We start from the raw sequence: 25,206 nt of genomic DNA, 5'->3' as shown, positions 1-25,206 counted from the left end.
TTTTATTTTAACCTCTTTCCAAATTCTTCTTTCATCTTTTCTAATGCATTAGCTCTGTGGCTTATGCTATTTTTAACATCTGATGGTAATTCTCCAAAAGCTTTGTCATATCTATTAACTATAAATAAAGGATCATACCCAAATCCATTAGTTCCTTTTCTCTCAAATCCTATTTTACCTTCACAAGTTCCTCTTACAGTAAACTCTTCTCCATTTGGGAATACAACAGCTATAGCTGATACGAATCTAGCTGTTCTCTCACTCATATTTACATTAGCCATCATTTTCAATAATTTCTCATTGTTGTCATTATCATTAGCATTTTCACCTGCAAATCTAGCAGAATATATTCCAGGCTTTCCTCCTATAGCATCTACCATAAGACCCGAATCATCTGCAATAGATATTTTCCCAGTTCTTCTTGCTACTTCTCTAGCCTTAATAAGAGCATTTTCTTCAAATGTAGTTCCATTTTCTTCTATTTCAAGTCCTCCAAGTCCTACACTCTTCATAGAATGTATCTTAACCTTAAAGCCCTTTAATATCTTACCTATTTCTTCAAGTTTATGAGCATTAGACGTAGCTATAACAACATCAGTTTTGTCGCCAAGTATTAATTTAGTTATATCTCCTAAAGCATTCTTTTGTTCTTGTATCAACATTCTATTACCTATTTCTCCAAGCTCTAAAAGTTCATTAAGTTGGTGCTTCTTAAAAGGGAATCCCTCTGCAGTTCCTTGAACCTCTACAAATTCATCTTTATCCGTCATTACTATATTCATATCAACCTGAGCTTGTGAATCTTCTTCATAACATAAGTCTAATATATTATCTCCGTTATATATTCCAACACTTATAGCAGATACAAATGATTTCACAGGAATCTTCTTTATCTTTTTATCTGTATAAAGCTTATTTAAAGCATCTATCATCGCTACGAAAGAACCAGTTATAGACGCAGTTCTAGTTCCACCATCAGCCTGAATAACATCACAGTCTATCCATATAGTTCTCTCACCTATTCCCTTTAAATCTATTACAGATCTTAAAGTTCTTCCTATAAGTCTTTGGATTTCTTGAGTTCTTCCATCAATTTTACCTCTTGATGATTCTCTAACCTTTCTACTATGAGTAGATCTTGGAAGCATAGAGTACTCAGCAGTTATCCATCCACTTCCACTATTTTTTAAAAACGGAGGAACCCTATCTTCAATAGATGCATTACATAAAACCTTAGTTTCTCCCATTTCTATAAGAACAGAACCTTCTGCGTACTTTGTATAGTTTCTTGTTATCTTTACATCTCTAAGTTGATCATTTCTTCTTCCATCTATTCTATTCAATAGAATCACCCTTTCCTTTTCAATATATACTTTAATATTATACAACAATAACTATGTTATTAATACACGTTTATAATCAATATTTATAATTCCTTTTATCGTAACATATAGCTTATTTTACACAGCTAATAAATATTATTTAATAAGTTAAATTTAATATAATTTTTTAGAGATTGAAAAGGAACAGCTTATTGCTGTCCCTCAAAATATTTCTGTACTCCTTTATATATTCCATCTACTAATTTATCTTGATACTCTTGTGATTTCATAAGGTTTAACTCATTAGAGTTTGTCAAGAATCCACATTCTATTAAAACTGCTGGCATCTCAGTATATTTAATTACAATCAAATTAGGTCTTTTAACCATTTTTCTGTCAGCTGCACCAGTTTGATTTATAAGTTCCTTGTGTATTATCTTAGCTAGAGCTTCATTATCTCTACCATTTGCATATTCCCCATTATTAGGGTAATACAGAGTCTGTATTCCATGAATATCAGTTTTATCAACAGCATTTATATGTATACTTATAAATAAATCTGCATCTTTATTGTTTGCAATCTCTGTCCTTGCTTTTAGCTCAGGATATGTATCATCTGTTCTAGTCATAATAGTATCATATCCATTTTGAACAAGCTTTTCATTTAACATTTTAGATATTTGAAGAGTTAAATCCTTCTCTTTTGTCTTATCTATAGGTGATACAGCACCTGGATCTTTTCCTCCATGACCAGCATCTATTACTACTAAATACTTTCCGTTACGTTGAGTTTCTTCTTCAGTATAAAGTTTTATTTTTACACTATTATCATCTTCATCTAAAACTTTATATATGACATCATCTTTTAAGTATATATTAATTCTCGTATAATCACTTTTTTTGTCTACTTCTATACTTTTTACAAAATAATCATTCACTTCTATTTCTTCATCTTTTAAATCTATATATTTATTGTCTATATTTACTTTAATTTTATTTTCCCACTCATCATACTCAATAATATCTTCTTCTACATCTTCACTACTTTCATCATCTAAAATTTTCTTTGTAACTTTAAATAATGAATTGTTACTATTAAAATCATATTCCAAAGATTCATTGTCTATGTCTACCTCTAAGAAATCAAAAAGTATATTTATATCACTTTCATCTTCTGTAAGCTTTATATTCCTTCTATCTATTCCTTCTTTCAATGTAAGTACTAATCTCGTCCTATGCTCATCCTCATAGTAATAAGCCCTATAGCTTTTTACATATTCTTCATTTATTTCTTTTTCCACACTCTGTTCATCATCATATATCTTAGTGTAGTAAAGATCAATTACAAATCTATTAGGTCCATCTAAATAAAAACTCTTATACCTACTCTTTACATCTCTACTTACTTTAAATTCTTCCTTATCATCTTTTTCAAATTCAAACTTAGCATAATTATCTTTTATTTTGAACTTAATAGTTATTATATTGTCATCTTGAGTTATATCGTATTCATCCATATAATTCAAATCAATTACAACCCTAGATTCCATAGGTTCTTCAGAAAACTGAGATACCCTTATATTCTTTATAATTTGCCCATTAACTAAGTACTTGTCCTTAGGTGTAGCCATTTTTGAATCTTGTATATCTATTATAAGTCTATCCGGATTTACAAGAATCATATCTTTATATGTACTCTTATCGCTAAGCTTTATTTTAACTTCATCTAAACTATATTCTATGTTTTCAACCTTTGTAAAATCATCTTGACTTTCAAGAAGAACAACTCTATTAGAAGCATCCCAATCAACATTAACACCTAACTGTTCTGATACAAACCTTACAGGCACCATCGTTCTATCACTTATAAGCTTTGCAGGAACCTTATCAGGAAGAGTATATTCCTTACCATTTACATAAGCTTTATAGCTATCTATTTTTAATACTATTTCCTTATCATCTTTTTGTATATGTACTTCATATTTTTTACCATCCCAAATAACCTTTGCACCTAAATTCTCAGATACAAGCCTTACAGGCACTAAGGTTCTATCATTTAATATAACTGGAGGAACATCTCCTTTAAGATACTTTCCATCAAGCTTGACTTTGGTAATAGGTAGTTTCACATTCTTCCCATCTAAAACAAAGCTTCCTTCCAATACATCTTCATTTGCATAACTTAGATTAGCTAACAAACAAAATACAATTAAAAATAAAGAAAATACACTACCAAGTCTTCTCACGAAACTTCCCCCCAACATCTTATCTTACTCTATTTAAGAATATCACTTTAAAATTTATAATGTCAACTTTACTAAAAATTTGTAATTTAAATGTAATATTAAACAATTTTATACAGTTCATCACTTTCAGGAGGGTCTATATTTTCATTACCATTACCCACTAAAATATTACCTTGTTCTGTAAATTCTCCTATCACACTAAATTCTATATCTTCTTTATCAAATCTATCTTTTAATAAATTAATCTTATCTTTATCTATTCCTATTATCATAGATCCACTAGATATGAGTCTAAGCGGATTTATATTGTAATAATCACATATAACCTTAGTACTTTCATTAATATGTATTTTATCATTGTATACACTACATCCTAAATCATATAAGTCACACATCTCCCAAACAGCCCCTAAAACACCTCCTTCTGTTACATCATGCATACAACTAACACCTACTTTACCTGCTATAATCCCTTCTTTAACAACACTTATATTATCAAGTAAAGACTTTCCTTCTTGTACAATACTATCTCCAAATAAATTCTTTAATTCATCCTCTTTTTCAAAACAAATTATTCCAGTGCCTTCAATTCCAGCTCCCTTTGTTAAAACTATTAAATCTCCAACCTTAGGCTTATCCTTGTTTATAAGTTTACTTTTCAGTTGCTTTCCAACTCCAGTAGCTGATATAACAATTCTATTTACAGCATCGGTTATTTCAGTATGTCCACCTATTATATCTATATTTAACTTATCAGCTTCACTAGATGCATCAAGCATTATATTTCTTATCTCTTTCTCTGTAGTTCCAGAAGGCGCCATAATAGTAAGCATTATACCCAAAGGACTAACCCCACTAGATGCTATATCATTACACGTTATATGAACAGCTAATTTTCCTATTTCCTCACTAGTTCCCGTTATAGGATCCGTGCTCATAACGCAAACATAATCCCCAAAATCCACATAAGCACAATCCTCTCCAATATTTGGAGTTACAAGTATTTCTTCTCGTTTTTTATTTAAAGTAGAAAAAATCAACTCTTTTAGCTGATCCGTACTCAACTTACCAATTTTCATAACTTAACCCTCCCCAAAATACAAATCATATAACCATTATATCAAAAAATTTATATGAATAAGTCGTTATTTGAATATTTTAGAGTTAGACTTTTTTGGAAATTCATATAGTTTACTACTTATATTGAAAATAAGATTCATTGAAATATTAGGTTTCGTACAGATTTAAAAGATATCCCCTTAATGCCAAAATAAGGTGTATTAAAATACCGTTCATGCGTTAAATCTTTTAATAAAACTAAGTATTACATCTTATTAAATATCCTAAAAGTTCTAAACTTCCTAAACGGTCATACAACGAACTTTCTTAACGGATATTCAAACGGTGTAATACAAGTTTTATATAAAAATATTTAAATCATTCTCTAACATTTTAATACACCTTATTTTATTAGTATGATTTTCTTATATTTGGAATGCATTTAAACTCATACGATCTAAAAAGTAGCCTAGTCCCTACGCACTGACTTATATAGCCAACTATCGCTACAGCCTAGTTTGTTCAAAAGTAATTTTTTCTTTAAAATCAACCTAATTGAATGTTATTCTTTTCTATAGTAGCAATAAGGAGGTAAGATTTAATTTCATAATAAAGTAATTACTTTTAAAACTATCTATCAAAATGTTAGTGAATGCTTCTAGCTATTTTGATTAATATAACTTAGTTTTTAGCGTTTAATAATGCGTTAAGAAATTTACGTGTCTGACCATAGGGAGTTCGTAAATTTTAGAATTATTAATAAGATAAAAGCTTAGTTATATTCAAAATATCGTTACATTCACGATATTTTGATAGATAGTTTTTAATAACCCACAGACAAAAAAAGAACCTGGATTTCGTTTGTATGAAATCTAGGCAACTATTTGATATTGCATATTTTAAGTTCATTCGATTTATAATGTAAAATAATTTCTAAACTCATCAAGTGAAAACGCATTATGATCTGAATAAATCTTTAGAACTTCTATATTTTCTTTAGGTATATGACTACCTATCAATATCTCAGCATCATAGTATTCACTTAAATCCCTTCTAACTTTTAGATTATCCTTAAAACTTAAGGATGTATCCCAATATCTTGTTATAACATCTTTAGCCTTAGTATCTAAATACTTTTTGCAGTATTCAAACCCTTCTATATTTCTTAGTGCAAATGGTTCATATATTTCATTTGCCAAATTTTCATTTGCGATCCAACATTTATTCTCATTTATTTTTAATGATAAAAGAGCACTATGAGAATGAAAATAGTGATCTTTTTTAAAATTAAGACTTGCAAATATAGACTTTCTTCTATCAACCCAACTAGGAATTTTATCTGTTTTTAAGTCTTCTATATAATCATGAAACCCCTTGTATTTAGTTATATATGTTATCTTATCATCATATGATATCCCATTTTCCATAACGTATCCTAAGTCTTTTAAAGATATAACATGGTAAACTCTTTTTGTCTTATTATAGTCATCAAATAAAAACTTCATAATATCCTCCTTTGATTCAAAAAATAAGAGAGCATTTATGCTCTCTTATTTTTCACTAAATTATTGATCTATATACGCATTGTCAAAAAATACTTGACCTAGTGGAGATACTTTAACTCCTTTGATATTTTCTCTTAATAATTCTGCATTAGTATAGTAGTAGATTGGAATTAATATATTATCCTCCATAATCATATCTTGTGCTTGATGAAGCATTTGATATCTTTTTTCTGCATCCTCAGTCTTCTTAATATCAGTTATAAGCTTGTCAAACTCTGGATTCTTCCAGTGAGAATTATTATTTCCACTTGTAGATATGAACATATCTAAGAATGTCATAGGATCTGAATAATCTCCTATCCATCCATTTCTAGCTATTTGGAAGTTTCCTTGAGTTCTAGTCTCTTGGAATACTTTCCACTCTTGGTTTTGAAGCTTAACATTTATATTTAAATTCTTCTTCCACATTTCTTGAACAGCTTCAGCTATAGCCTTATGAGATTCATTAGTATTATAGTATACAGTAGTGTCTGGGAATCCTTCTCCATTTGGATATCCAGCTTCAGCTAATAGTTTTTGTGCTTCTTTAACATTAGCTTCAGGAGTTATACCATAATCTTTAGAACTTTCCACAAAGTCTTTCCCATCTGGTCCTGTCATACCCTCTGGTACAAATGTCTTAGCAGGCTTTTGTCCAGCTTTAACAACAACTGTAGTTATAAGATTTCTATCTATTGCTAATGATAACGCTTTTCTAACCTTAGGGTTATCAGTAGGCTCTTTAGTTACATTAAGTGAATAATAGTAAGTTCCAATGTATGGATGTATCTTAAAGTTTGGATCATTATTTTCTCTAAGCTGTGGTATTTGAGCTTCAGATACTCCATCAGAACCATCTATTTCTCCTGATTGGAAAGCCTGAAAAGCTGTTGTATCTTCAGTTATCATAGTATATTCAATACCATCAAGCTTAACTCTACCTGCATCATAGTACGTATCATTTTTAACTACTTGTATAGAATCTCCCCTTTGCCATTTAGTCATCTTAAATGGTCCGTTAAAAGGTACGTTTTCTGGAGTTATAGGCCATGCTTCTGGATTTTTTTCAACTATATCTTTTCTAACTGGGAAGTAAGTTGGAAAAGCAGTTAACTCTAAGAAGTATGGAGTTGGAGCTATAAGTGTAACCTCTAAAGTCTTTTCATCTAAAGCTTTAACACCTACATCATCCATTTTTGCTTTATTTGCATTAAACTCATTACCATTTTTAATGTAGTATAATTGGTATGCATATTCAGCAGCAGTCTTAGGATCTAAAGCTCTTTTCCAAGCATACTCGAAATCTTGAGCTGTTACCTTTTGTCCATCTGACCACTGTGCATCTCTTAATTTAAATGTATAAGTTGTATTATTATCTGATACTTCATATGATTCTGCCATACCAGGTATTGCCTTGTTATTCTCATCAAGTCTCATAAGTCCTTCATAACAGTTTGCTAAAATTCCCGATGATTGAACTCCTGAATTTAAAGCAGGATCTAAAGTCTTAGGATCTGCGCCTATATTGTATCTTACTATTTTATTTGTTTCGGTTCCTTGATCAACCTGATCAGTTCCTCCTCCACATCCAGATAAAACTCCAAGTGCTAATACAAGTATCATCATAAATGATAAAACTTTTTTCAAATAGATCACTCCCTTTAATATTTTAGCTACAACTCTTTTATTTTTTTAATTTTTTAATTCTCCTTAAAATTCACCCTTTCTTTAATATTTAACAAAAAAAATAAGAGAGTATTTATACTCTCTTATTTTTACCAATCTATTCTTCTATATACGCATTATCGAAAAATACTTGACCTAGTGGAGATACTTTAACACCTTTGATGTTTTCTTTTAATAATTCTGGATTTGTGTAGTAATAAATTGGAATTACTATACTTTCATCCATAAGCATATCTTCTGCTTGATGTAGCATTTTATCTCTTTTTTCTAGATCTTCAGTTTTCTTAATATCAGTTATAAGCTTATCAAACTCAGGATTTTTCCATTGTGAATGGTTGTTTCCACTTGTAGATATAAACATATCTAAGAATGTCATAGCATCTAGGTAGTCTCCTGTCCATCCATCTCTAGCTATTTGGAAGTTTCCTTGTGTTCTAGTTTCTTGGAATACTTTCCACTCTTGATTTTGAAGTTTAACATTTATATTTAAGTTCTTTTTCCACATTTCTTGAACAGCTTCAGCTATAGCCTTATGATTTTCATTAGTATTATAGTATACTGTAGTCTCTGGGAAACCTTCACCATTTGGATATCCAGCTTCAGCTAATAATTTTTTAGCTTCTTCAACATTAGCTTTTTCTTTTATACCATAATCTTTAGCATTTTGTGTGAAATCTTTTCCATCAGGTCCTGTTATTCCTTCTGGTACATATGTCTTAGCAGGTTTTTGTCCAGCCTTAACAACAACTGTAGTTATAAGATTTCTATCTATAGCTAATGATAATGCCTTTCTAACCTTAGGATCATTAGTAGGCTCTTTAGTTACATTAAGTGAATAATAATATACCGCGATATTTGGATGTATCGTAAATGTTGGATCATTCTTTTCTCTAAGCTGAGGTATTTGAGCTTCTGATACTCCATCAGAGCCATCTATTTCTCCTGATTGGAATGCCTGAAAAGCTGTTGTATCTTCAGTTATCATAGTGTATTCAACACCATCAAGCTTTACTCTATCTTTATCATAGTAAGTGTCATTTTTAACTATTTCTATTACGTCTCCTCTTTGCCATTTAGTCATCTTAAATGGTCCGTTAAAAGGTACGTTTTCTGGAGTTATAGGCCATGCTTCTGGATTTTTCTCAACTATATCTTTTCTAACAGGGAAGTAAGTTGGGAAAGCTGTTAATTCTAAGAAATATGGAGTTGGAGCTATAAGTGTAACTTCTAAAGTCTTTTCATCTACAGCTTTAACAGCCACATCATCTATTTTAGCTTTGTTTGCATTAAATTCATTACCATTTTTTATATAGTATAACTGGTATGCATATTCAGCAGCAGTCTTTGGATCTAAAGCTCTCTTCCAAGCATATTCGAAATCTTGAGCTGTTACTTTTTGTCCATCAGACCAATTAGCATCTCTTAAATGGAATGTATAAGTTAACTGATCATCAGATATCTCAACTTTCTCTGCCATACCTGGTATTGCCTTATCATTTTCATCAAGTCTCATAAGTCCTTCATAACAGTTTGCTAAAACACCTGATGACTGAACACCTGCGTTTAAAGCAGGATCTAGAGTCTTAGGATCTGCCCCTATGTTATATTTTACTATTTTTTTTGTCTCGCCAGATTGTGATGTTTCTGTACCACATCCAGCTAAAGTTCCTAATGCTAGTACAAGTATCATCATAAATGCTAAAACTTTTTTCAAATTAATTCCTCCCCCTTAATATTTTATTGTATTAAAATATAAAACACATAATTAAATATATATTCTATATATTTCAATCAAATCCTTTTAATTTTTTCAATCTTCTAAATATTTCGTTTTATCCAAAAACTAAAAGTTATATTACTCCATCTTATCTGGGTTGGAGATAATAACTTAACATCTTCTGAATTTAAATTTCACTTTATTCATGTAAATGACATGCTGAACTATGTCCACTAGATACTTCTTTAAGTATAGGTTCAACCTCTGCACACTTTGGCATAGCGTACTTACATCTAGTTCTAAATCTACATCCTGATGGAGGATTAAGCGGACTTGGAACATCCCCTTCAAGAACTATTCTCTTGCTTTCTTTTGCAGCATTTGGATCTGGATGAGGTATTGCTGAAAGTAATGCTTTAGTATAAGGATGAGCTGGATTATTATATAACTCATCACTTTCTGCTATCTCAACTAATTTCCCCAAATACATAACTCCTATTCTATTAGATATATATTTAACCATAGATAAATCATGTGCTATAAAAAGATATGTAAGTCCAAGTTCATTTTGCAAATCTTCTAGCATATTCACAACCTGTGCCTGTATAGACACATCCAGTGCAGATATAGGTTCATCAGCTATTATAAATTCTGGTTCTACAGCTAAAGCTCTAGCTATTCCTATACGTTGTCTTTGTCCACCTGAGAATTCATGAGGATATCTCGCTGCATGATCTGGATTAAGCCCAACCTTTTGTAATAAATGATGAACTCTTTCAAGCTTCTCTTTTCCACTACACATATTGTGTATATCAAAAGGTTCTCCTATAATATCTCCAACAGTCATACGTGTATTAAGAGAAGCATATGGATCTTGGAATATCATCTGTATCTTTTTTCTATATGGTTTTAATTCTTTTTGAGAAAGGTTTGCTATATCCTTTCCTCCAAACATTATTTTTCCAGCTGTTGGATCATATAACCTTATTATAGTTCTTCCTGTTGTAGACTTACCGCAACCTGATTCTCCAACAAGACCTAGAGTTTCTCCTTTTCTTATATGAAAACTTATATCATCAACAGCTTTTACATATTGAGTTTCTCTGTTTATAAACCCCTTTTTTATAGGGAAATACTTTTTTAAGTTTTGTATATCTACTAATATTTCGTTCTTGTTCATTTTTATTTATCCTCCTTTAGGTTTTTATTTATACTATCTACCTTAGGAGCATCTGGATGAAGCAGCCAACACATAGATCTGTGATCTTCTTTTACATAAGTGTATTCAGGCATTTTATCTATGCATACTTTCATAGCATATTCACATCTTGCTGCAAATGGACATCCTTTAGGAGGCTTTAATAAATCTGGAGGTGATCCAGGTATTGGAATCAACCTTTCTTTATCTTCTTTATCAGCAAGCTTTGGTATAGATTTTAAAAGGCCAAGTGTATATGGGTGCTTAGGGTTGTAGAATATATCTTCTGATCTACCCTCTTCTAGTATTATTCCTCCGTACATAACGATTATTCTTGAACATACATCTGCAACTACACCAAGGTCATGTGTTATAAGTATTATAGATGTATCTAATTTATTCTTTAAATCTTTCATAAGCTCAAGTATTTGTGCTTGAATAGTAACATCAAGAGCAGTTGTCGGTTCATCCGCTATAAGAAGCTGAGGTTCACAAGAAAGCGCCATTGCAATCATTGCTCTTTGTCTCATACCACCTGAAAACTCATGTGGATATTGATCTATTCTTTTTTCAGGACTAGGTATACCAACAAGATTTAGCATCTCTATAGCTTTTTTTCTAGCGTCAGCCTTAGATATTTTTTGATGCTTAACTATCGCTTCAATTATTTGATCCCCAACAGTATAAACAGGATTTAGAGAAGTCATAGGATCTTGGAATATCATCGCTATGTCGTTTCCCCTTATACTCTGCATTTCCTTATCACTTTTGTCTATTAGATTTTCACCATTAAAATTTATTTCTCCACCTACTATTTTTCCTGGGTGTTGAAGTAGTCTCATAATAGACATAGATGTTACTGACTTACCACTACCAGACTCTCCAACTATTCCTAATGCTTCTCCTTTATCTAAATGAAAACTTACCCCTCTTATAGCCTTTACTTCTCCTACATGAGTAAAAAAGGAAGTTCTCAATTCTTTTAATTCAAGTAAATGGTCTTTCATATATTTCTCCTCCTTTTATTTACGCATACGTGGATCTAGTGCATCTCTTAATCCATCCCCTAAGAAATTGAATCCTAACATAGTAACTGATATAGCAAGCGATGGGAAGAATAGCTGATATGGATATATACTTAAAGTTGATAATGCATCATTAGCTAGTACTCCCCAAGATGCCATAGGCGCTGAAACACCAAGACCGATAAATGATAAAAATGCCTCAGTAAATATTGCACTTGGTATTGACATTGTCATAGTTATTATTATAGGTCCCATAGCGTTAGGTATCAAATGCATAATAAGTATTCTAAAATCGCTAGCTCCAAGTGTTTTTGCAGCCAGTACATATTCTTGTTCTTTCAAAGAAAGTATCTGACCTCTAACTATTCTAGCCATATTAATCCAATAAACAGATCCTAAAGCAACCAATATAGCCTTAAGCCCCGTTCCCATAACTACCATAAGAAGAATAACGTATAATGTAAGTGGAATAGTGTATAATATATCTACTATTCTCATCATTATATTGTCTACCTTGCCTCCAAAATATCCTGCAACCCCACCATAAAGTACTCCTATTACAAGGTTTATTATCGATGCTACAATTCCTACTGTTAAAGAAATTCTAGCTCCATATAATACTCTAACATATAAGTCCCTACCATGGGAATCTGTACCAAACCAATGTTCAGCATTTGGTCCTTGATTTGCATTTAATAAGTTCTGATCTGAATAAGAATATTTAGCCATCATCGGTCCAAATGTAGCTAATAATAATAATAATATCAAAAACACTAAAGATCCCATAGCTACTTTATTATTCTTCAAACGTCTCCATACATCCTGCCAATATGTCATAGAGGGTCTTGATATTGTTTCAGAATCTCTATCTTCTTGGCTTAAAGGTTTCCATAAGTTTTTATCTATATTAAGGTTTTCCATTAATCACTCCCCCTTAGTCATCATATTTTATTCTAGGATCTATAAATCCGTAAAGTAAGTCTACTACAAGTATCATTCCAACTAAAAATACAGCATAAAAGATTGTAACTCCCATTATAAGAGTGTAGTCTCTATTAGTTATACTCTCAACAAATGATCTACCAAGCCCAGGTACAGCAAATATTTTTTCTATAACAAAAGACCCTGTTAAAAGTCCTGCTGCAAGAGGCCCTATATAAGTAACGATAGGTATTAAAGCATTTTTAAGAGCATGTTTAAATATAACAATCGTTTCACTTAATCCCTTAGCTCTAGCAGTTCTTATATAGTCTTGAGATACAACCTCCAGCATACTGGATCTTGTAAGTCTTGCTATAAATGCAAAAGAATACGATGCGAGAGCAATACTCGGCATTATCATATGCTTCCATGTTCCCCATCTAGCAGCAGGTAAAACATGTACCTTGACTGCAAATACATATATCATCAATGTTGCTATAACGAAACTCGGTATGGTAACTCCGAGTATTGCAATAAACATTACTCCGCTATCTATCCACGTTCCTTGCTTTAATGCTGCTATAACTCCGAGCGGAACTCCTATTAATAATATTATAGCTATAGCTATTACTCCCAATTGAGCTGAAGCTGGAAATGTCTGAGCTATTATGTGATTTACGGTTTCACCCTTTACCTGATAAGATGGTCCTAAATCTCCCTTTAAAATGTTCTTAAGGTAAGTTGTGTACTGAACAAACACCGGTTCATTTAAATGATATTTTTCATTAAGCGCTGCTTCTATTTCTGGAGGTAACTTTTTCTCACCTGTAAAAGGCCCTCCTGGAATAGTATGCATAAGTATGAAAGTAATAGTTACGATGAAAAACAAAGTTATTATCATCGATATTAACCTTTTAACAATATAACGACCCACGATATCACTCCTCCATTATCAGATTATTTTTACATATGATTTTTTTTTTGCGATAATTTCATTTTTATATATATTATATTATTTTACTGTTTATTGCAAGGACTCTTTTCTTCCAACTTCCTTCATATTTCAACATTCTTTAAAAAATTTCACGTTTATACGCCTCATGAACACGTGTATTTTTGAATGTTTTATGTTTTGCATTCTTTTTTTCTGAAAAATATCGTTTTCTCTATAATTTTCAAAATAATTTGTCTTTCATTATATTATTAAGAAGTTTTTCAAATTTTATTCAAAAATTCGTCTACTCACTAACGTGGTGATTCATGTCGACAACAATCCTTCCAGGCTCCTTTATCAAAATTCACATAGTTCATGACGCCAACAAGTCTCGCGACTCTGTTGATTAAAAATAGTTACAAATATGCCTCTTACACTGAATTATCGATAGAACAAAAAATTTATAATGGCTTAATATATAAAAAAGTTCTTCTTTAGAAGAATCTTAAATGTAAACTTTTTTGAAACTCATAACGAAAATTATATTTATCCACAAATTAAAGAGGAATATAATTTCCTATTCGTTATAAAAAAAATAAGAGTGGGAATTCCCACTCTTACATATTTTTCATAATATCTATTATTAATTTATTTACCATTTGAGGATTAGCCTTACCTTTACTAGCCTTCATAACCTGGCCAACTAAAAATCCTAACGCTCTATCTTTTCCATTCTTATAGTCTTCAACAGATTGAAGGTTGTCATTTAATATGCCTACTACTATTTCTTTTATAGCTCCTTCATCCTGTATCTGAATAAGACCTTTTTCTTTTATTATATTCTCTGGTTTCTTTCCAGTTTCAAACATTTCTCTAAATACCTTTTTACCAGCATTATTGTTTATTTTTCCTTCAGATATAACCTTTAATAAATATACGAAAGCGTCTTTATCAAACTTAACATCGTCAAGTGTTATTCCTTCATCATTAACTCTTCTTAATAATTCAGTCATAATCCAGTTACTTATCATCTTAGCATCACTAAACTTAGATATCATTTCTTCAAAATAATTTGAAATCTCCTTAGAAGTAGTAAGTACCTTAGCATCATATTCAGGAAGAGAATATTCTTTCATAAATCTCTTTCTCTTATCATCAGGAAGTTCTGGAAGTTTATTTTTTATATCATTTACATATTCTTCAGTAAGATTTATATCTACAACATCTGGCTCAGGGAAGTATCTATAATCTTGAACACTTTCTTTACTTCTCATAGATATAGTCTTATTTTGAGAATCATCCCAACGTCTTGTTTCGCGTACTGTATTTTCTCCTTTTGCAAGAAGTTCATTATGTCTTATAACCTCATATTCCATAGCCTTTAAAGCTGCTTTAAATGAGTTTAAATTCTTAAGTTCCACTATGTTAGACTTTCTTCCATCTTCTTTTATTACATTTACATTCACATCACATCTTAATGAGCCTTGCTCCATTTTTACGTCAGATATGTTTGTAAATAATAATACTTCTTTTAATTTTTCTAAGAATTGATATGCTTCTTTAGGAGAATTCATATCAGGTCTAGAAACTATTTCAATTAACGGAACTCCACCTCTATTATAGTCAAGAAGAGTATCTCCAGTTGCATCATGAAGAGATTTACCTGTATCCTCTTCTATATGTATTCTCTCTATTCCTATTTTTTTAGCAGATCCATCCTCAGCTTCTACCTCTATATATCCATCGTAACAAAGAGGTATATCATATTGAGATATTTGGTAAGCCTTTGTAAGATCCGGATAGAAATAATTTTTTCTGTCCATTTTAGTATTCCTAGCTATTTTACAGTTAAAGCTAAGTCCAGCTGTAATTGCAAAATCTAAAACCCTTTCATTTAAAACAGGTAGAGATCCAGGAAGCCCTAGGCACACTGGACAACAGTTAGTATTTACATCTGCTCCAAATTCATTTTTACATCCACAAAATATTTTAGTATTAGTCAAAAGTTCTGCATGTATTTCAAGTCCTATTAAAATTTTATCACCCATTGTTTCACCTCCAATTACAGTTTCGCTCTTTGATCTTTAAATTCTGTTACACTTTCAAATGCATGTGCTACTTTAAGCATAGTAGCTTCATCAAAATAATTTCCTATTATTTGCATTCCAATTGGAAGCCCATCTTTAAATCCACATGGAATAGACATACCTGGAACACCTGCAAGACAAGATGGTATAGTACATGCATCTTCCATATACATAGCCATAGGATCTGATGTCTTCTCTCCTATATTAAATGCTACATTTGGAGCAGTAGGAGCTATTATAACATCTACATCTTCAAATGCATCTACAAAGTCTTTCTTTATCAAAGTTCTAACTTTTAAAGCTTTTTTATAATAAGCATCATAATAACCAGCACTTAAAGCATAAGTACCTATCATTATTCTTCTCTTAACTTCATCTCCAAAACCTTCAGTTCTAGTTTTAGTGTATAATCCTTCCAAAGAATCATATCCTTCGGCTCTATAACCATATCTTATACCATCAAATCTAGCAAGATTTGAACTAGCCTCACTAGGTGCTAGTACATAGTATGTAGCTATAGCTGAATCAGTATGAGGAAGCGATACTTCCTTAACAGTTGCTCCCAACTCTTTTAATTTTTCTACACCATCTAAAACTGCTTTTTTTACATCTGCATCTATTCCTTCTACAAAATACTCTTTAGGAATACCTATTTTTATATTGCTCATATCTTTATCTAAATGTTTTTCATAATCTGCAACCTCAACCTCTGCACTAGTTCCATCCATCTTATCTTTTCCAGCTAATTCTCTTAATACAATAGCACAATCTGTTACGTCCTTTGTAAATATACCAACTTGGTCAAGAGATGAACCAAATGCTATAAGTCCATATCTAGATATTCTTCCATATGTAGGTCTAAGTCCAACAAGTCCAGTAAGAGCTGCTGGTTGTTTTACAGATCCACCTGTATCTGATCCAAGTGCATAAAAAGCTTGTCCAGCTGCTACAGCTGCTGCAGAACCTCCAGATGATCCTCCTGGAACTTTGTTTAAATCCCAAGGGTTTTTAGTCTTTTTTAAATATGAATTTTCTGTAGATGATCCCATGGCAAATTCATCCATATTAGTTTTTCCAACCATTATAGCACCAGCAGCATTAAGCTTCTTTACAACTGTTGCATCATATGGAGGCACAAAGTTTTCAAGCATCTTTGATGCACAAGTAGTTTTAACTCCATCTGTACATATATTGTCTTTTACTGCCATTGGAATACCTGCAAGAACAGATACTTCCTCTCCAGCTTTTATTTTCTCATCTATTTCCTTAGCTCTATTTAAAGCTTCTTCTTCTGTTATAGTTATATAAGAATCAACCTTTGGCTCAACCTCTTTTATTCTATCTAGAATACTTTGAGTAAGCTCAAGAGCAGTTATTTCTTGTTTTTTTATTTTTTCACTCGCTTCTTTTAACGTCATTTCATAAAGTTTCAATAAGTCCACTCCTTTCTAATCTAATACTTTTGGTACCTTAAAGCATCCCATTTCTTTTTCTGGAGCATTTTGAAGTACCTTTTTAACTTCTAATGATTCTCTTACTTCATCTGTTCTAAATTGATTTACAAGATTTATAGGATTGTAAGTTATATCTGTATTTTCAGTGTCTACACCCTGAAGTTTTTCTATATAACTTAGTATATCCCCCATTTTTTTTGATACAGTTTCGAATTCGTCTTCCTTGATTTCAAGTCTAGACAATTTAGCTACATGCTTTACAGTATCCTTATCTAACATATTTTCACTCCTTTTTATTCATAAAACAGAATCTTTGATTTTTCTTAGATTCTGTTAAATTTCCTATTCAATATTAAAATTATACCTTTTTTTAGTCAAATAATCCATATTAGTTACTCATATCTAAATGTTTTTGAACTTCTTCCTTAGAAGATAGCTTTATTATTTCATCAAATGTATTTTCATCTATAACTTTTATGCCAAGAGAATTAGCCTTATCAAGCTTAGATCCAGCTTCTCTACCTGCAAATACTATATTCGTTGATTTACTTACACTTCCCGTTACTTTACCACCGAATTTTTCTATTATTTCTTTAACATCATTTCTCTTATATTTATCAAGTGTTCCTGTTAAAACAATCTTCATTCCATCAAATATTTTAACCTCATTACTTTCACTTTTTAATGATTTCAAGTTTACATTTACAGACTTAAATTTCTCTATAAGTTCTAAATTCTTATCGTTATTGAAGAAATCAACTACACTATCAGCCATAATCTCTCCAAATTCTTCAAGTTGAATTAAATCCTCTTTCTCAGCTTCTATTATTTTGTATATATCGTCAAAATTACCCGCAAGTATTTTAGCACCCTTACTTCCTATATACTTTATTCCTAAACCGAATACTAATCTAGACAAATCATTTTCTTTTGATTTTTGTATAGCCTCTATTAAATTTTGAGAAGACTTTTCACCCATTCTCTCAAGAGAGACTAAATCTTCTTTTTTCAAGTAATAAATATCTGCTATATCTTTTATTAAATTTTCTTTTAATAAAAGAGTTACTATTCGTTCTCCTAATCCATCTATATTCATAGCATCTCTTGATACAAAATGTATGATCCCTCTTCTTATTTGAGCAGGACAAGATATGTTCATACACTTAACAGCTGCTTCTCCCTCTAATCTACTAGTTTCAAATCCACACTCCGGGCATTCATCAGGCATTTTAAATTCTACTTGTGTACCATCTCTCTCTTCTTTAACAACTTCTACAACCTCTGGTATCACATCTCCAGCTTTTTGTATTATAACCGTATCTTTGATTTTAATATCCTTTTGTTTTATATAATCTTCATTATGCAGTGTTGCTCTTGATACTATAGATCCTGCAACTTGAACTGGCTCAAGTAAGGCTGTTGGTGTAAGATTTCCCGTTCTTCCAACCTGAATTATTATATCTAGTAATTTAGTCTTTTTCTTTTCAGCAGGGAATTTATAAGCTATTGCCCAACGAGGACTTTTAGTTGTATTACCTAATTCTTCTCTTTGCTTTAAATCATTAACCTTTATAACCATACCATCTATATCAAACTTCAGCTCTGATCTATGCTCTGTCCAATAATTTATAAATTCTATAACTTCTTCTATATTCTTGCAAACTTTATAATTAGAGCTAACTTTAAATCCTAATTCTTTCAAAAATTCTAAACTTTCACTGTGAGTTTTAAATTTATCTTCATCTATTCCTTCAAGATTGAATACAAACATATCTAAATGTCTCTTTGCAGCAATCTTAGAATCAAGTTGTCTTAATGAACCTGCAGCTGCATTTCTAGGATTTGCAAATAAATTCAATCCATTTTCTTCTTGATATTTATTAAGCTTTTCGAATTTATCTTTTGGTATAAATACTTCTCCTCTTACCTGCAAATTCAGATTCCCACTAATTTTCATAGGTATACTCTTTACAGTCTTTAAGTTCTTAGTTACATTTTCTCCAACAGAACCATCCCCACGAGTTGCACCAATTTTCAAAACTCCATTTTCATAAGTTATAACTGCAGATAATCCATCTATCTTAAATTCTACTACATATTCAACATCACTATTTACTACACCTTTTATTCTATTGTCAAAATCTCTCAAATCATTACCCGAAAACGCATTGGAAAGACTTAGCATAGGAGTCTTATGTACTACTTGTTCAAATTTATCAAGTACTGCCCCACCAACTCTTTGAGTTGGAGAATCCTCTCTTTTATATTCTGGATATTTTTTCTCTATATCTATAAGCTCATTCATCAACATATCATAATCATAATCATCAATCTCAGGATCATCCTCAACATAGTACTTATGATTATGATAATTTATAATTTCAGTAATTTCTTGTACTCTTTTTTTAATATCCATACCTCATCACCTTTCACAAAATTCATCTAGTCGCTACGCACTGACTCATGACGCCAACTTATATCATCAACTTTATCATACTGTTAATGATACCCATGAATAGAAATTATATAATTTTATTTAAAATAAATAAAGAATTTATTCTAAAAACTTAAATTCTAATCAAAAGATCATACAAATAGAATCTACGTTTTTAATCCTTATATATTGGGGGGTATTAAAACTATATATGAAAATACCGTGAATCCAACAATATTTTGAATACAACTAAGCTTTCACCTTATTAATAATCCTAAAATTTACGAACTCCCTTACGGTCAGACACACAAATTTCTTAACGTATTATTAAACACTAAAAGCTAAGTTATATTAGTCAAAATATCTAAAAGCATTCACTAACATTTTCATATATAGTTTTTTAGTTTTAGTTCTTATATTATAAAATCAGCCCTACCTCAATAGAATATAAAAAACGATTTATTATTACATCTATTTAAAATTTAAGAACTACACTTAGAAAATGAAGGGTATTAAAATGTTAGAGAATGATTTAAATATTTTTGTATAAAACTTGCATTACAGCGTTTGAATATCCGTTAAAAAAGTTCGTTGTCTGACCTATAGGGAGTTTAGAACTTTTAGGATATTCAATAAGGTGCAACGCTTAGTTTTATTTAAAATATTTAATACATAAACGGTATTTTAATACCCTTCGTTTTGGGATTAAATATAAAACTTATCTTAAAAAAAGTATTTATTAAAAAAATATACCCTAAAAATTAAGGATATATTATTTCAATTTACTCTCAACTGATTCTATTTTTTGTTTCATACTTCCAACTTTATCTCTTCTATCATCTATTTTGATGCTAGTAGAAACCCTCATAGCCCCATTTTCAAATACACTCTCATGCATTTGTTTTATAGTGCTAAATATCAAATCTAAATCTCCCTCTATTATAGTTCCCATAGGAGTTAACATATGTTTTAATCCTTTTTCTCTTTCTAATACCTTATGTACATCCGCTACATACGAACTAAGACTTGTACTCTCACTTCCAAGTGGAACTATAGTAACTTCAACAAGTGCCATAAAAAATCCCCCCTCACTAAAATTTCACTATATATTATATCATAAAAAAGTTCTTCTTTAGTTATATTTATCCACAAGTTAAAAAGGAATATAATTTCCTATATAATAAAAAAACTGGAGTTTTAGAACTTTTAGCTTTCAAATAATTTAACCCTTAGTATCTAAATAATACTAAGGGTTAATATACTATTCTATATTAAATTTTGATATTTGATTATTTAACTTTAACGAAAGTTCGTTAAGGTTTTGTGCACTTTTTGCAACCTCTTCAATAGCCATAGACTGTTGTTGAACAGAAGCAGTTACTTCTTCAGAGCCTGCAGCTGTTTCCTCTGATACTGCGGATATATTTTCTATAGACTCAATAATTAAATCTTTATCATCCGTTATATCCTCTACATGTTCGCTTACTGCTTCAATACTCATAGTAATAGCAGATATAGAATCTGATATTTTATTGAATGCATCATTTACATCTTTAACTGATTGAGTTTGATTAAACGATACTTGTTTAACTTCTTTCATAATATTAACTGTATTAGCACTTTCTTCTTGAATATTATCTACTATTTCCTTTATTTGACTAGTAGCTTTACTAGATCCTTCTGCAAGCTTTCTTATTTCATCAGCTACGACTGCAAATCCCTTTCCAGCATCTCCTGCACGAGCAGCTTCAATAGATGCATTAAGAGCTAACAAATTGGTTTGTTCTGCTATAGAATTTATAGTCACCAACATCTCGTCTATATGATTTGACCTATCACTAAGTTGATTTATAGCATGTTCTACTCTAAATATAGAATCATTATTTAAGTCATTACTTTGCTTCAATTCACTTACTGATTTTATCCCTAGTTCATTTACACTAGATATTTGATCAGTAGTTTCCAACATATTCTTACTATTGTTGTCTAATTCTACAATTTTATCATTAAGTCTCAGTATAAGCTTAACTCCATCTTCAGCATCCTGAGCTTGATTAGTAGCTCCTGAAGCTATTTCTTCAACAGTTCTTGATATTTCTTCACTAGATGCGCTAGTTTCCTCTGATACAGCTGCTAAATTGGTAGATGCACCAGAAACATCTATAGAAACTTCACTCACATTAACTAAAAGATCTTTAACGTTTTCTATCATATCATTAAAGTTTTCAGCTAATATTCCTATTTCATCTCTAGATTTAATATCAGTTTTAACTGTGAAATCTCCATTCTTAACCTTTTGCATATCTTCAACTATAAATTTTATAGGATCAGTTATTCTATGTGTAAATATATATCCAATTATAGATGCTATAAATACAGTAATAAAGCCAACCATTATAACAAATTTAATTATAGAATCTACATCTTCATCCATTTCATCTAAATATGTAGATGAAATAACAGTCCATTCTAAAGTAGGCATTTTGTTTAACACAGAGAGTTTAGAATATGTTTTACCATTCTCTTCCCATTCATAATTTGCTATGTCTAAACCTTTTTTTATAGCATCTTGAATATCTTTAACTTCCATTTTCTGACCTATAAGATCTGTATTTTTATGTATTATAAATCTACCTTCTGAATCTAGTATATATGGGTATCCTTTTTTACCTACTTTTATAGAAGTTATCTCCTCGCTTAGTTCTTTTAAAGGTAAATCAACTCCAATAACCCCTATAAATTTATTGTTATTGTCGTACACAGGTACCGAATATGTAATAATAAAGCCTCCAACAGTAGAATCTTCATATGCTTTAGTCATATTTTCAGACTGTTTTTCTTTTGTATCTTTATACCAATCTTCTTCTCTAGGATCAAACTCTTCCGGTAAATCTACTTCTGGATATAACATAATCTTACCTTCTTCAGTTGCCATGTAAATACCCGATGTTTCTGGATTGTTTTCCTTATATGATTTTAATGAATCGATCAAATACGGTTCATATTCAGGCTTATTCACAATTTCCTTAAAATCAATATTTGTACTTAATAATTTAGCACTTCTTGAAAGCTTGGATATATAGTTTTCTATTGAATACTCTATTTGATTATTTAGCTCTTTAGTGCTATTCACGAAACTTGCACCAATTATTTTTTGAGTTTTTACATCCATAGAAATACCTAAAATTAGAATAGGCACTATTATAAGTCCTATAATAAGAGATATTAACTTTGATTTTATTCCCATTTTGTTTTTCATAAAAGTTCGCCACCTGTTTCTAAATTTTTTAACAAAACTCACACAACTTTTTTAATTTGTAATTAATCTAACTCACCTTCTTTTTAGGTATTCAGACCTATGCCACCTAGGTCCACACTGCCATTTTAGCATTATTTAACCTTTTTTTCAACATTTTTCTACATTTCATTACGCTTTGATACTTTCCGTTTTATATATTTTTTAATATCAAAATAAAATTAACCCTTAGCATATAAATAATGCTAAGGGTTAGTTTACTATCTAATATTAAATTTTGATATTTGATTATTTAACTTTAATGAAAGTTCATTAAGATTTTGTGCACTTTTTGCAACTTCTTCTATAGCCATAGATTGTTGTTCTACAGAAGCGGTTACTTCCTCAGATCCAGCTGCTGTTTCTTCTGATACAGCTGATATATTTTCTATAGATTCTACAATCAAATCTTTGTCAGTTGTTATATCATTTATATGTTCACTCACAGCTTCAATGCTCATCGTAATAGCCGATATAGAATCAGATATTTTATTAAATGCATTATTAACATCTTCAACAGATTGAGTTTGATTAAACGATACTTGTTTTACTTCTTTCATAATATCAACTGTATTAGCACTTTCTTGTTGAATAGCCTCTACAATTTCTTTTATCTCATTAGTAGCTTTACCTGATCCTTCTGCAAGCTTTCTTATTTCATCAGCTACAACTGCAAATCCCTTTCCAGCTTCACCAGCACGAGCCGCTTCAATAGATGCATTAAGTGCTAGTAAATTAGTTTGTTCAGCTATAGAGTTAATAGTTAATAGTATTCCCTCTATATGATTCGATTTATCACTAAGTTGATTTATAGCATATTCTGCTTTAGATATAGAATCGTTATTTAAATTGTTACTTTGCTTTAATTCACTTACTGACTTTATACCAAGTTCATTTACATCAGCTATTTGAGCTGTAGTTTCCAACATATTTTTACTATTGTCATCTAGCTCTATGAATTTTTCATTAAGTCTTGATATTAGCTTAACTCCCTCTTCAGCATCTTGAGCTTGATTAGTAGCTCCATGTGCTATTTCTTCAACAGTTCTAGCTATTTCTTCAGCAGATGCACTAGTCTCTTCTGATACAGCTGCTAAATTAGTAGATGCATCTGAAACTTCTTTACTAACTTCTTTTGCATCAATTAAAAGACTCTCAACATTTTGTATCATATCATTAAAATTATCTGCTAATACTCCTATCTCATCATTAGATTTAATATCAGTTTTAACTGTAAAATCTCCATTTTTAACTTTTTGCATATCTCCAACTATAGTTTTTATAGGATTAGTTATTTTATTTGTAAGTACATAACCTATTATAGATGCAATTATTAAAGTAATTATTCCAATCATTGCAATAAATTTAGTTATAGAATTAACTTCTTCATCCACTTCATCTAAGTATATAGACGAAAGTACAGTCCACCCTAAATCAGGCATCTCTGTTAATACAGAAAATTTAGAATGTTTTATTCCATTTTCTTCTCTCTCATAGTATACTATGTCCTCGTTGCTATTCATAGCATCTTGAATTTCTTTAATTTGCGTTTCCTTACCTATAAGATTTTGATCTTTATGTATTACAAACTTACCTTCAGAATCTATTAGATACGGATATCCTTTTTTACCTATTTTTATAGAAGTTATCTCATCATTCAACTCTTTTATAGGTAAGTCAATACCAATAACCCCTACAAAGTTATTATTAAGATTGTATACAGGAACAGAATATGTAACTACAAATCCTCCAACGATAACATCTTCATATACATTTGACATACTATCAGACTGTTTTTCTTTTGTCTCCTTATACCAGCCTCTTTCTCTAGGATCATAACCATCTGGCAACTGTGAATTTGGATAAATCATCATCTTACCTTCTTCAGTTCCCATATAAACACTTAATGCTTCTGGATTGCTTTCCTTATAAGCTTTTAATAAATCCATTAAATACGGTTCATGGCTTGGATCTTCAACTATATCCTTAAAATTAATATTTTGGCCTAATAGTTTAGCACCTCTTGCAAATTTAGAAAAATAATTTTTAATTGAATATTCAATTTGATTATTTAATTCTTTAGTGCTGTTTACAAAGTTTTCACCAACTATTCTTGAAGTTTTTAAATGTGTAGAAATCCCTAAAGTTAACATAGGTATTATTATAAGTCCTAAAACAAGAGATATTAACTTTGTCTTTATTCCAATCTTCTTCATAAGCCCTCCCACTCCCATATTTTAATTTTTTTTAAAACGAAACTTTGTCTGACTATTCAAAATAATTG

17 protein-coding genes are annotated in these 25,206 nt (G+C 30.6%); all 17 read right to left on the bottom strand.

Going from position 1 to position 25,206, the window contains the following annotated elements:
* Positions 1 to 2 precede the first annotated feature (2 nt).
* The 17 genes from rph to P4S50_RS02690 all read right to left on the bottom strand — a co-directional run bounded on the left by rph (position 3) and on the right by P4S50_RS02690 (position 25,138).
* On the bottom strand, positions 3 to 1,343 hold the full coding sequence (gene rph / locus P4S50_RS02770) for a ribonuclease PH (RefSeq protein WP_277732978.1): 1,341 nt from the start codon (positions 1,341 to 1,343) through the stop codon (positions 3 to 5).
* A 188-nt stretch (positions 1,344 to 1,531) separates the two neighbouring features.
* Positions 1,532 to 3,568: an N-acetylmuramoyl-L-alanine amidase family protein gene (locus P4S50_RS02765; RefSeq protein WP_277732977.1), complete on the bottom strand. Its 2,037-nt coding sequence runs from the start codon at positions 3,566 to 3,568 to the stop codon at positions 1,532 to 1,534.
* Between the two features lie 98 nt (positions 3,569 to 3,666).
* Positions 3,667 to 4,647, bottom strand: coding sequence for an AIR synthase family protein (locus P4S50_RS02760; protein ID WP_277732976.1), 981 nt, complete (start codon positions 4,645 to 4,647; stop codon positions 3,667 to 3,669).
* Positions 4,648 to 5,541: 894 nt separating this feature from the next.
* On the bottom strand, positions 5,542 to 6,132 hold the full coding sequence (locus P4S50_RS02755) for a hypothetical protein (protein ID WP_277732975.1): 591 nt from the start codon (positions 6,130 to 6,132) through the stop codon (positions 5,542 to 5,544).
* A gap of 60 nt (positions 6,133 to 6,192) precedes the next feature.
* Positions 6,193 to 7,818: a peptide ABC transporter substrate-binding protein gene (locus P4S50_RS02750; protein ID WP_331489688.1), complete on the bottom strand. Its 1,626-nt coding sequence runs from the start codon at positions 7,816 to 7,818 to the stop codon at positions 6,193 to 6,195.
* Positions 7,819 to 7,954: 136 nt separating this feature from the next.
* Entirely contained in the window at positions 7,955 to 9,571 is a 1,617-nt protein-coding gene (locus P4S50_RS02745; RefSeq protein ID WP_319023196.1) for a peptide ABC transporter substrate-binding protein, read from the bottom strand.
* Between the two features lie 202 nt (positions 9,572 to 9,773).
* Positions 9,774 to 10,754 carry an ABC transporter ATP-binding protein gene (locus tag P4S50_RS02740; protein WP_277732974.1) on the bottom strand — a complete coding sequence of 327 codons (981 nt, stop codon included), beginning with the start codon at positions 10,752 to 10,754 and terminating at the stop codon, positions 9,774 to 9,776.
* A 2-nt stretch (positions 10,755 to 10,756) separates the two neighbouring features.
* On the bottom strand, positions 10,757 to 11,779 hold the full coding sequence (locus tag P4S50_RS02735) for an ABC transporter ATP-binding protein (RefSeq protein ID WP_277732973.1): 1,023 nt from the start codon (positions 11,777 to 11,779) through the stop codon (positions 10,757 to 10,759).
* 15 nt (positions 11,780 to 11,794) lie between these two features.
* A complete protein-coding gene (locus P4S50_RS02730) occupies positions 11,795 to 12,718 on the bottom strand; it encodes an ABC transporter permease (RefSeq protein WP_277732972.1) in 924 nt (307 codons plus the stop codon).
* Between the two features lie 13 nt (positions 12,719 to 12,731).
* The gene (locus tag P4S50_RS02725; protein ID WP_277732971.1) at positions 12,732 to 13,652 is read right to left on the bottom strand and encodes an ABC transporter permease; all 921 of its coding nucleotides are present in this window, start codon (positions 13,650 to 13,652) and stop codon (positions 12,732 to 12,734) included.
* A gap of 617 nt (positions 13,653 to 14,269) precedes the next feature.
* The gene (gene gatB / locus P4S50_RS02720; protein WP_277732970.1) at positions 14,270 to 15,700 is read right to left on the bottom strand and encodes an Asp-tRNA(Asn)/Glu-tRNA(Gln) amidotransferase subunit GatB; all 1,431 of its coding nucleotides are present in this window, start codon (positions 15,698 to 15,700) and stop codon (positions 14,270 to 14,272) included.
* 14 nt (positions 15,701 to 15,714) lie between these two features.
* A complete protein-coding gene (gene gatA, locus P4S50_RS02715; protein WP_277732969.1) occupies positions 15,715 to 17,172 on the bottom strand; it encodes an Asp-tRNA(Asn)/Glu-tRNA(Gln) amidotransferase subunit GatA in 1,458 nt (485 codons plus the stop codon).
* A 15-nt stretch (positions 17,173 to 17,187) separates the two neighbouring features.
* Positions 17,188 to 17,472 (bottom strand): Asp-tRNA(Asn)/Glu-tRNA(Gln) amidotransferase subunit GatC, encoded by a 285-nt coding sequence (gene gatC / locus P4S50_RS02710; RefSeq protein WP_277732968.1) that lies wholly within the window; start codon positions 17,470 to 17,472, stop codon positions 17,188 to 17,190.
* Positions 17,473 to 17,581: 109 nt separating this feature from the next.
* Positions 17,582 to 19,609, bottom strand: coding sequence for an NAD-dependent DNA ligase LigA (ligA, locus tag P4S50_RS02705; RefSeq protein WP_277732967.1), 2,028 nt, complete (start codon positions 19,607 to 19,609; stop codon positions 17,582 to 17,584).
* Between the two features lie 790 nt (positions 19,610 to 20,399).
* Positions 20,400 to 20,702, bottom strand: a complete 303-nt coding sequence (locus P4S50_RS02700) for an MTH1187 family thiamine-binding protein (RefSeq protein ID WP_277732966.1) — start codon at positions 20,700 to 20,702, stop codon at positions 20,400 to 20,402.
* A gap of 186 nt (positions 20,703 to 20,888) precedes the next feature.
* Entirely contained in the window at positions 20,889 to 22,886 is a 1,998-nt protein-coding gene (locus P4S50_RS02695; RefSeq protein WP_277732965.1) for a methyl-accepting chemotaxis protein, read from the bottom strand.
* 257 nt (positions 22,887 to 23,143) lie between these two features.
* Positions 23,144 to 25,138 (bottom strand): methyl-accepting chemotaxis protein, encoded by a 1,995-nt coding sequence (locus P4S50_RS02690; RefSeq protein WP_277732964.1) that lies wholly within the window; start codon positions 25,136 to 25,138, stop codon positions 23,144 to 23,146.
* Positions 25,139 to 25,206: the final 68 nt, after the last annotated feature.

Source organism: Tepidibacter hydrothermalis, from assembly GCF_029542625.1.
Classification (GTDB): domain Bacteria; phylum Bacillota; class Clostridia; order Peptostreptococcales; family Peptostreptococcaceae; genus Tepidibacter_A; species Tepidibacter_A hydrothermalis.
This window is presented reverse-complemented; position numbering and strand designations above follow the sequence as displayed.

Coding starts and splice junctions, on each gene's coding strand:
- P4S50_RS02755 (WP_277732975.1), bottom strand. CDS start 6,132: ATGAAGTTTTTATTTGATGACTATAATAAGACAAAAAGAGTTTACCAT.
- P4S50_RS02730 (WP_277732972.1), bottom strand. CDS start 12,718: ATGGAAAACCTTAATATAGATAAAAACTTATGGAAACCTTTAAGCCAA.
- P4S50_RS02690 (WP_277732964.1), bottom strand. CDS start 25,138: ATGAAGAAGATTGGAATAAAGACAAAGTTAATATCTCTTGTTTTAGGA.
- P4S50_RS02735 (WP_277732973.1), bottom strand. CDS start 11,779: ATGAAAGACCATTTACTTGAATTAAAAGAATTGAGAACTTCCTTTTTT.
- ligA (WP_277732967.1), bottom strand. CDS start 19,609: ATGGATATTAAAAAAAGAGTACAAGAAATTACTGAAATTATAAATTAT.
- gatC (WP_277732968.1), bottom strand. CDS start 17,472: ATGTTAGATAAGGATACTGTAAAGCATGTAGCTAAATTGTCTAGACTT.
- P4S50_RS02695 (WP_277732965.1), bottom strand. CDS start 22,886: ATGAAAAACAAAATGGGAATAAAATCAAAGTTAATATCTCTTATTATA.
- P4S50_RS02760 (WP_277732976.1), bottom strand. CDS start 4,647: ATGAAAATTGGTAAGTTGAGTACGGATCAGCTAAAAGAGTTGATTTTT.
- gatB (WP_277732970.1), bottom strand. CDS start 15,700: ATGGGTGATAAAATTTTAATAGGACTTGAAATACATGCAGAACTTTTG.
- P4S50_RS02740 (WP_277732974.1), bottom strand. CDS start 10,754: ATGAACAAGAACGAAATATTAGTAGATATACAAAACTTAAAAAAGTAT.
- P4S50_RS02700 (WP_277732966.1), bottom strand. CDS start 20,702: ATGGCACTTGTTGAAGTTACTATAGTTCCACTTGGAAGTGAGAGTACA.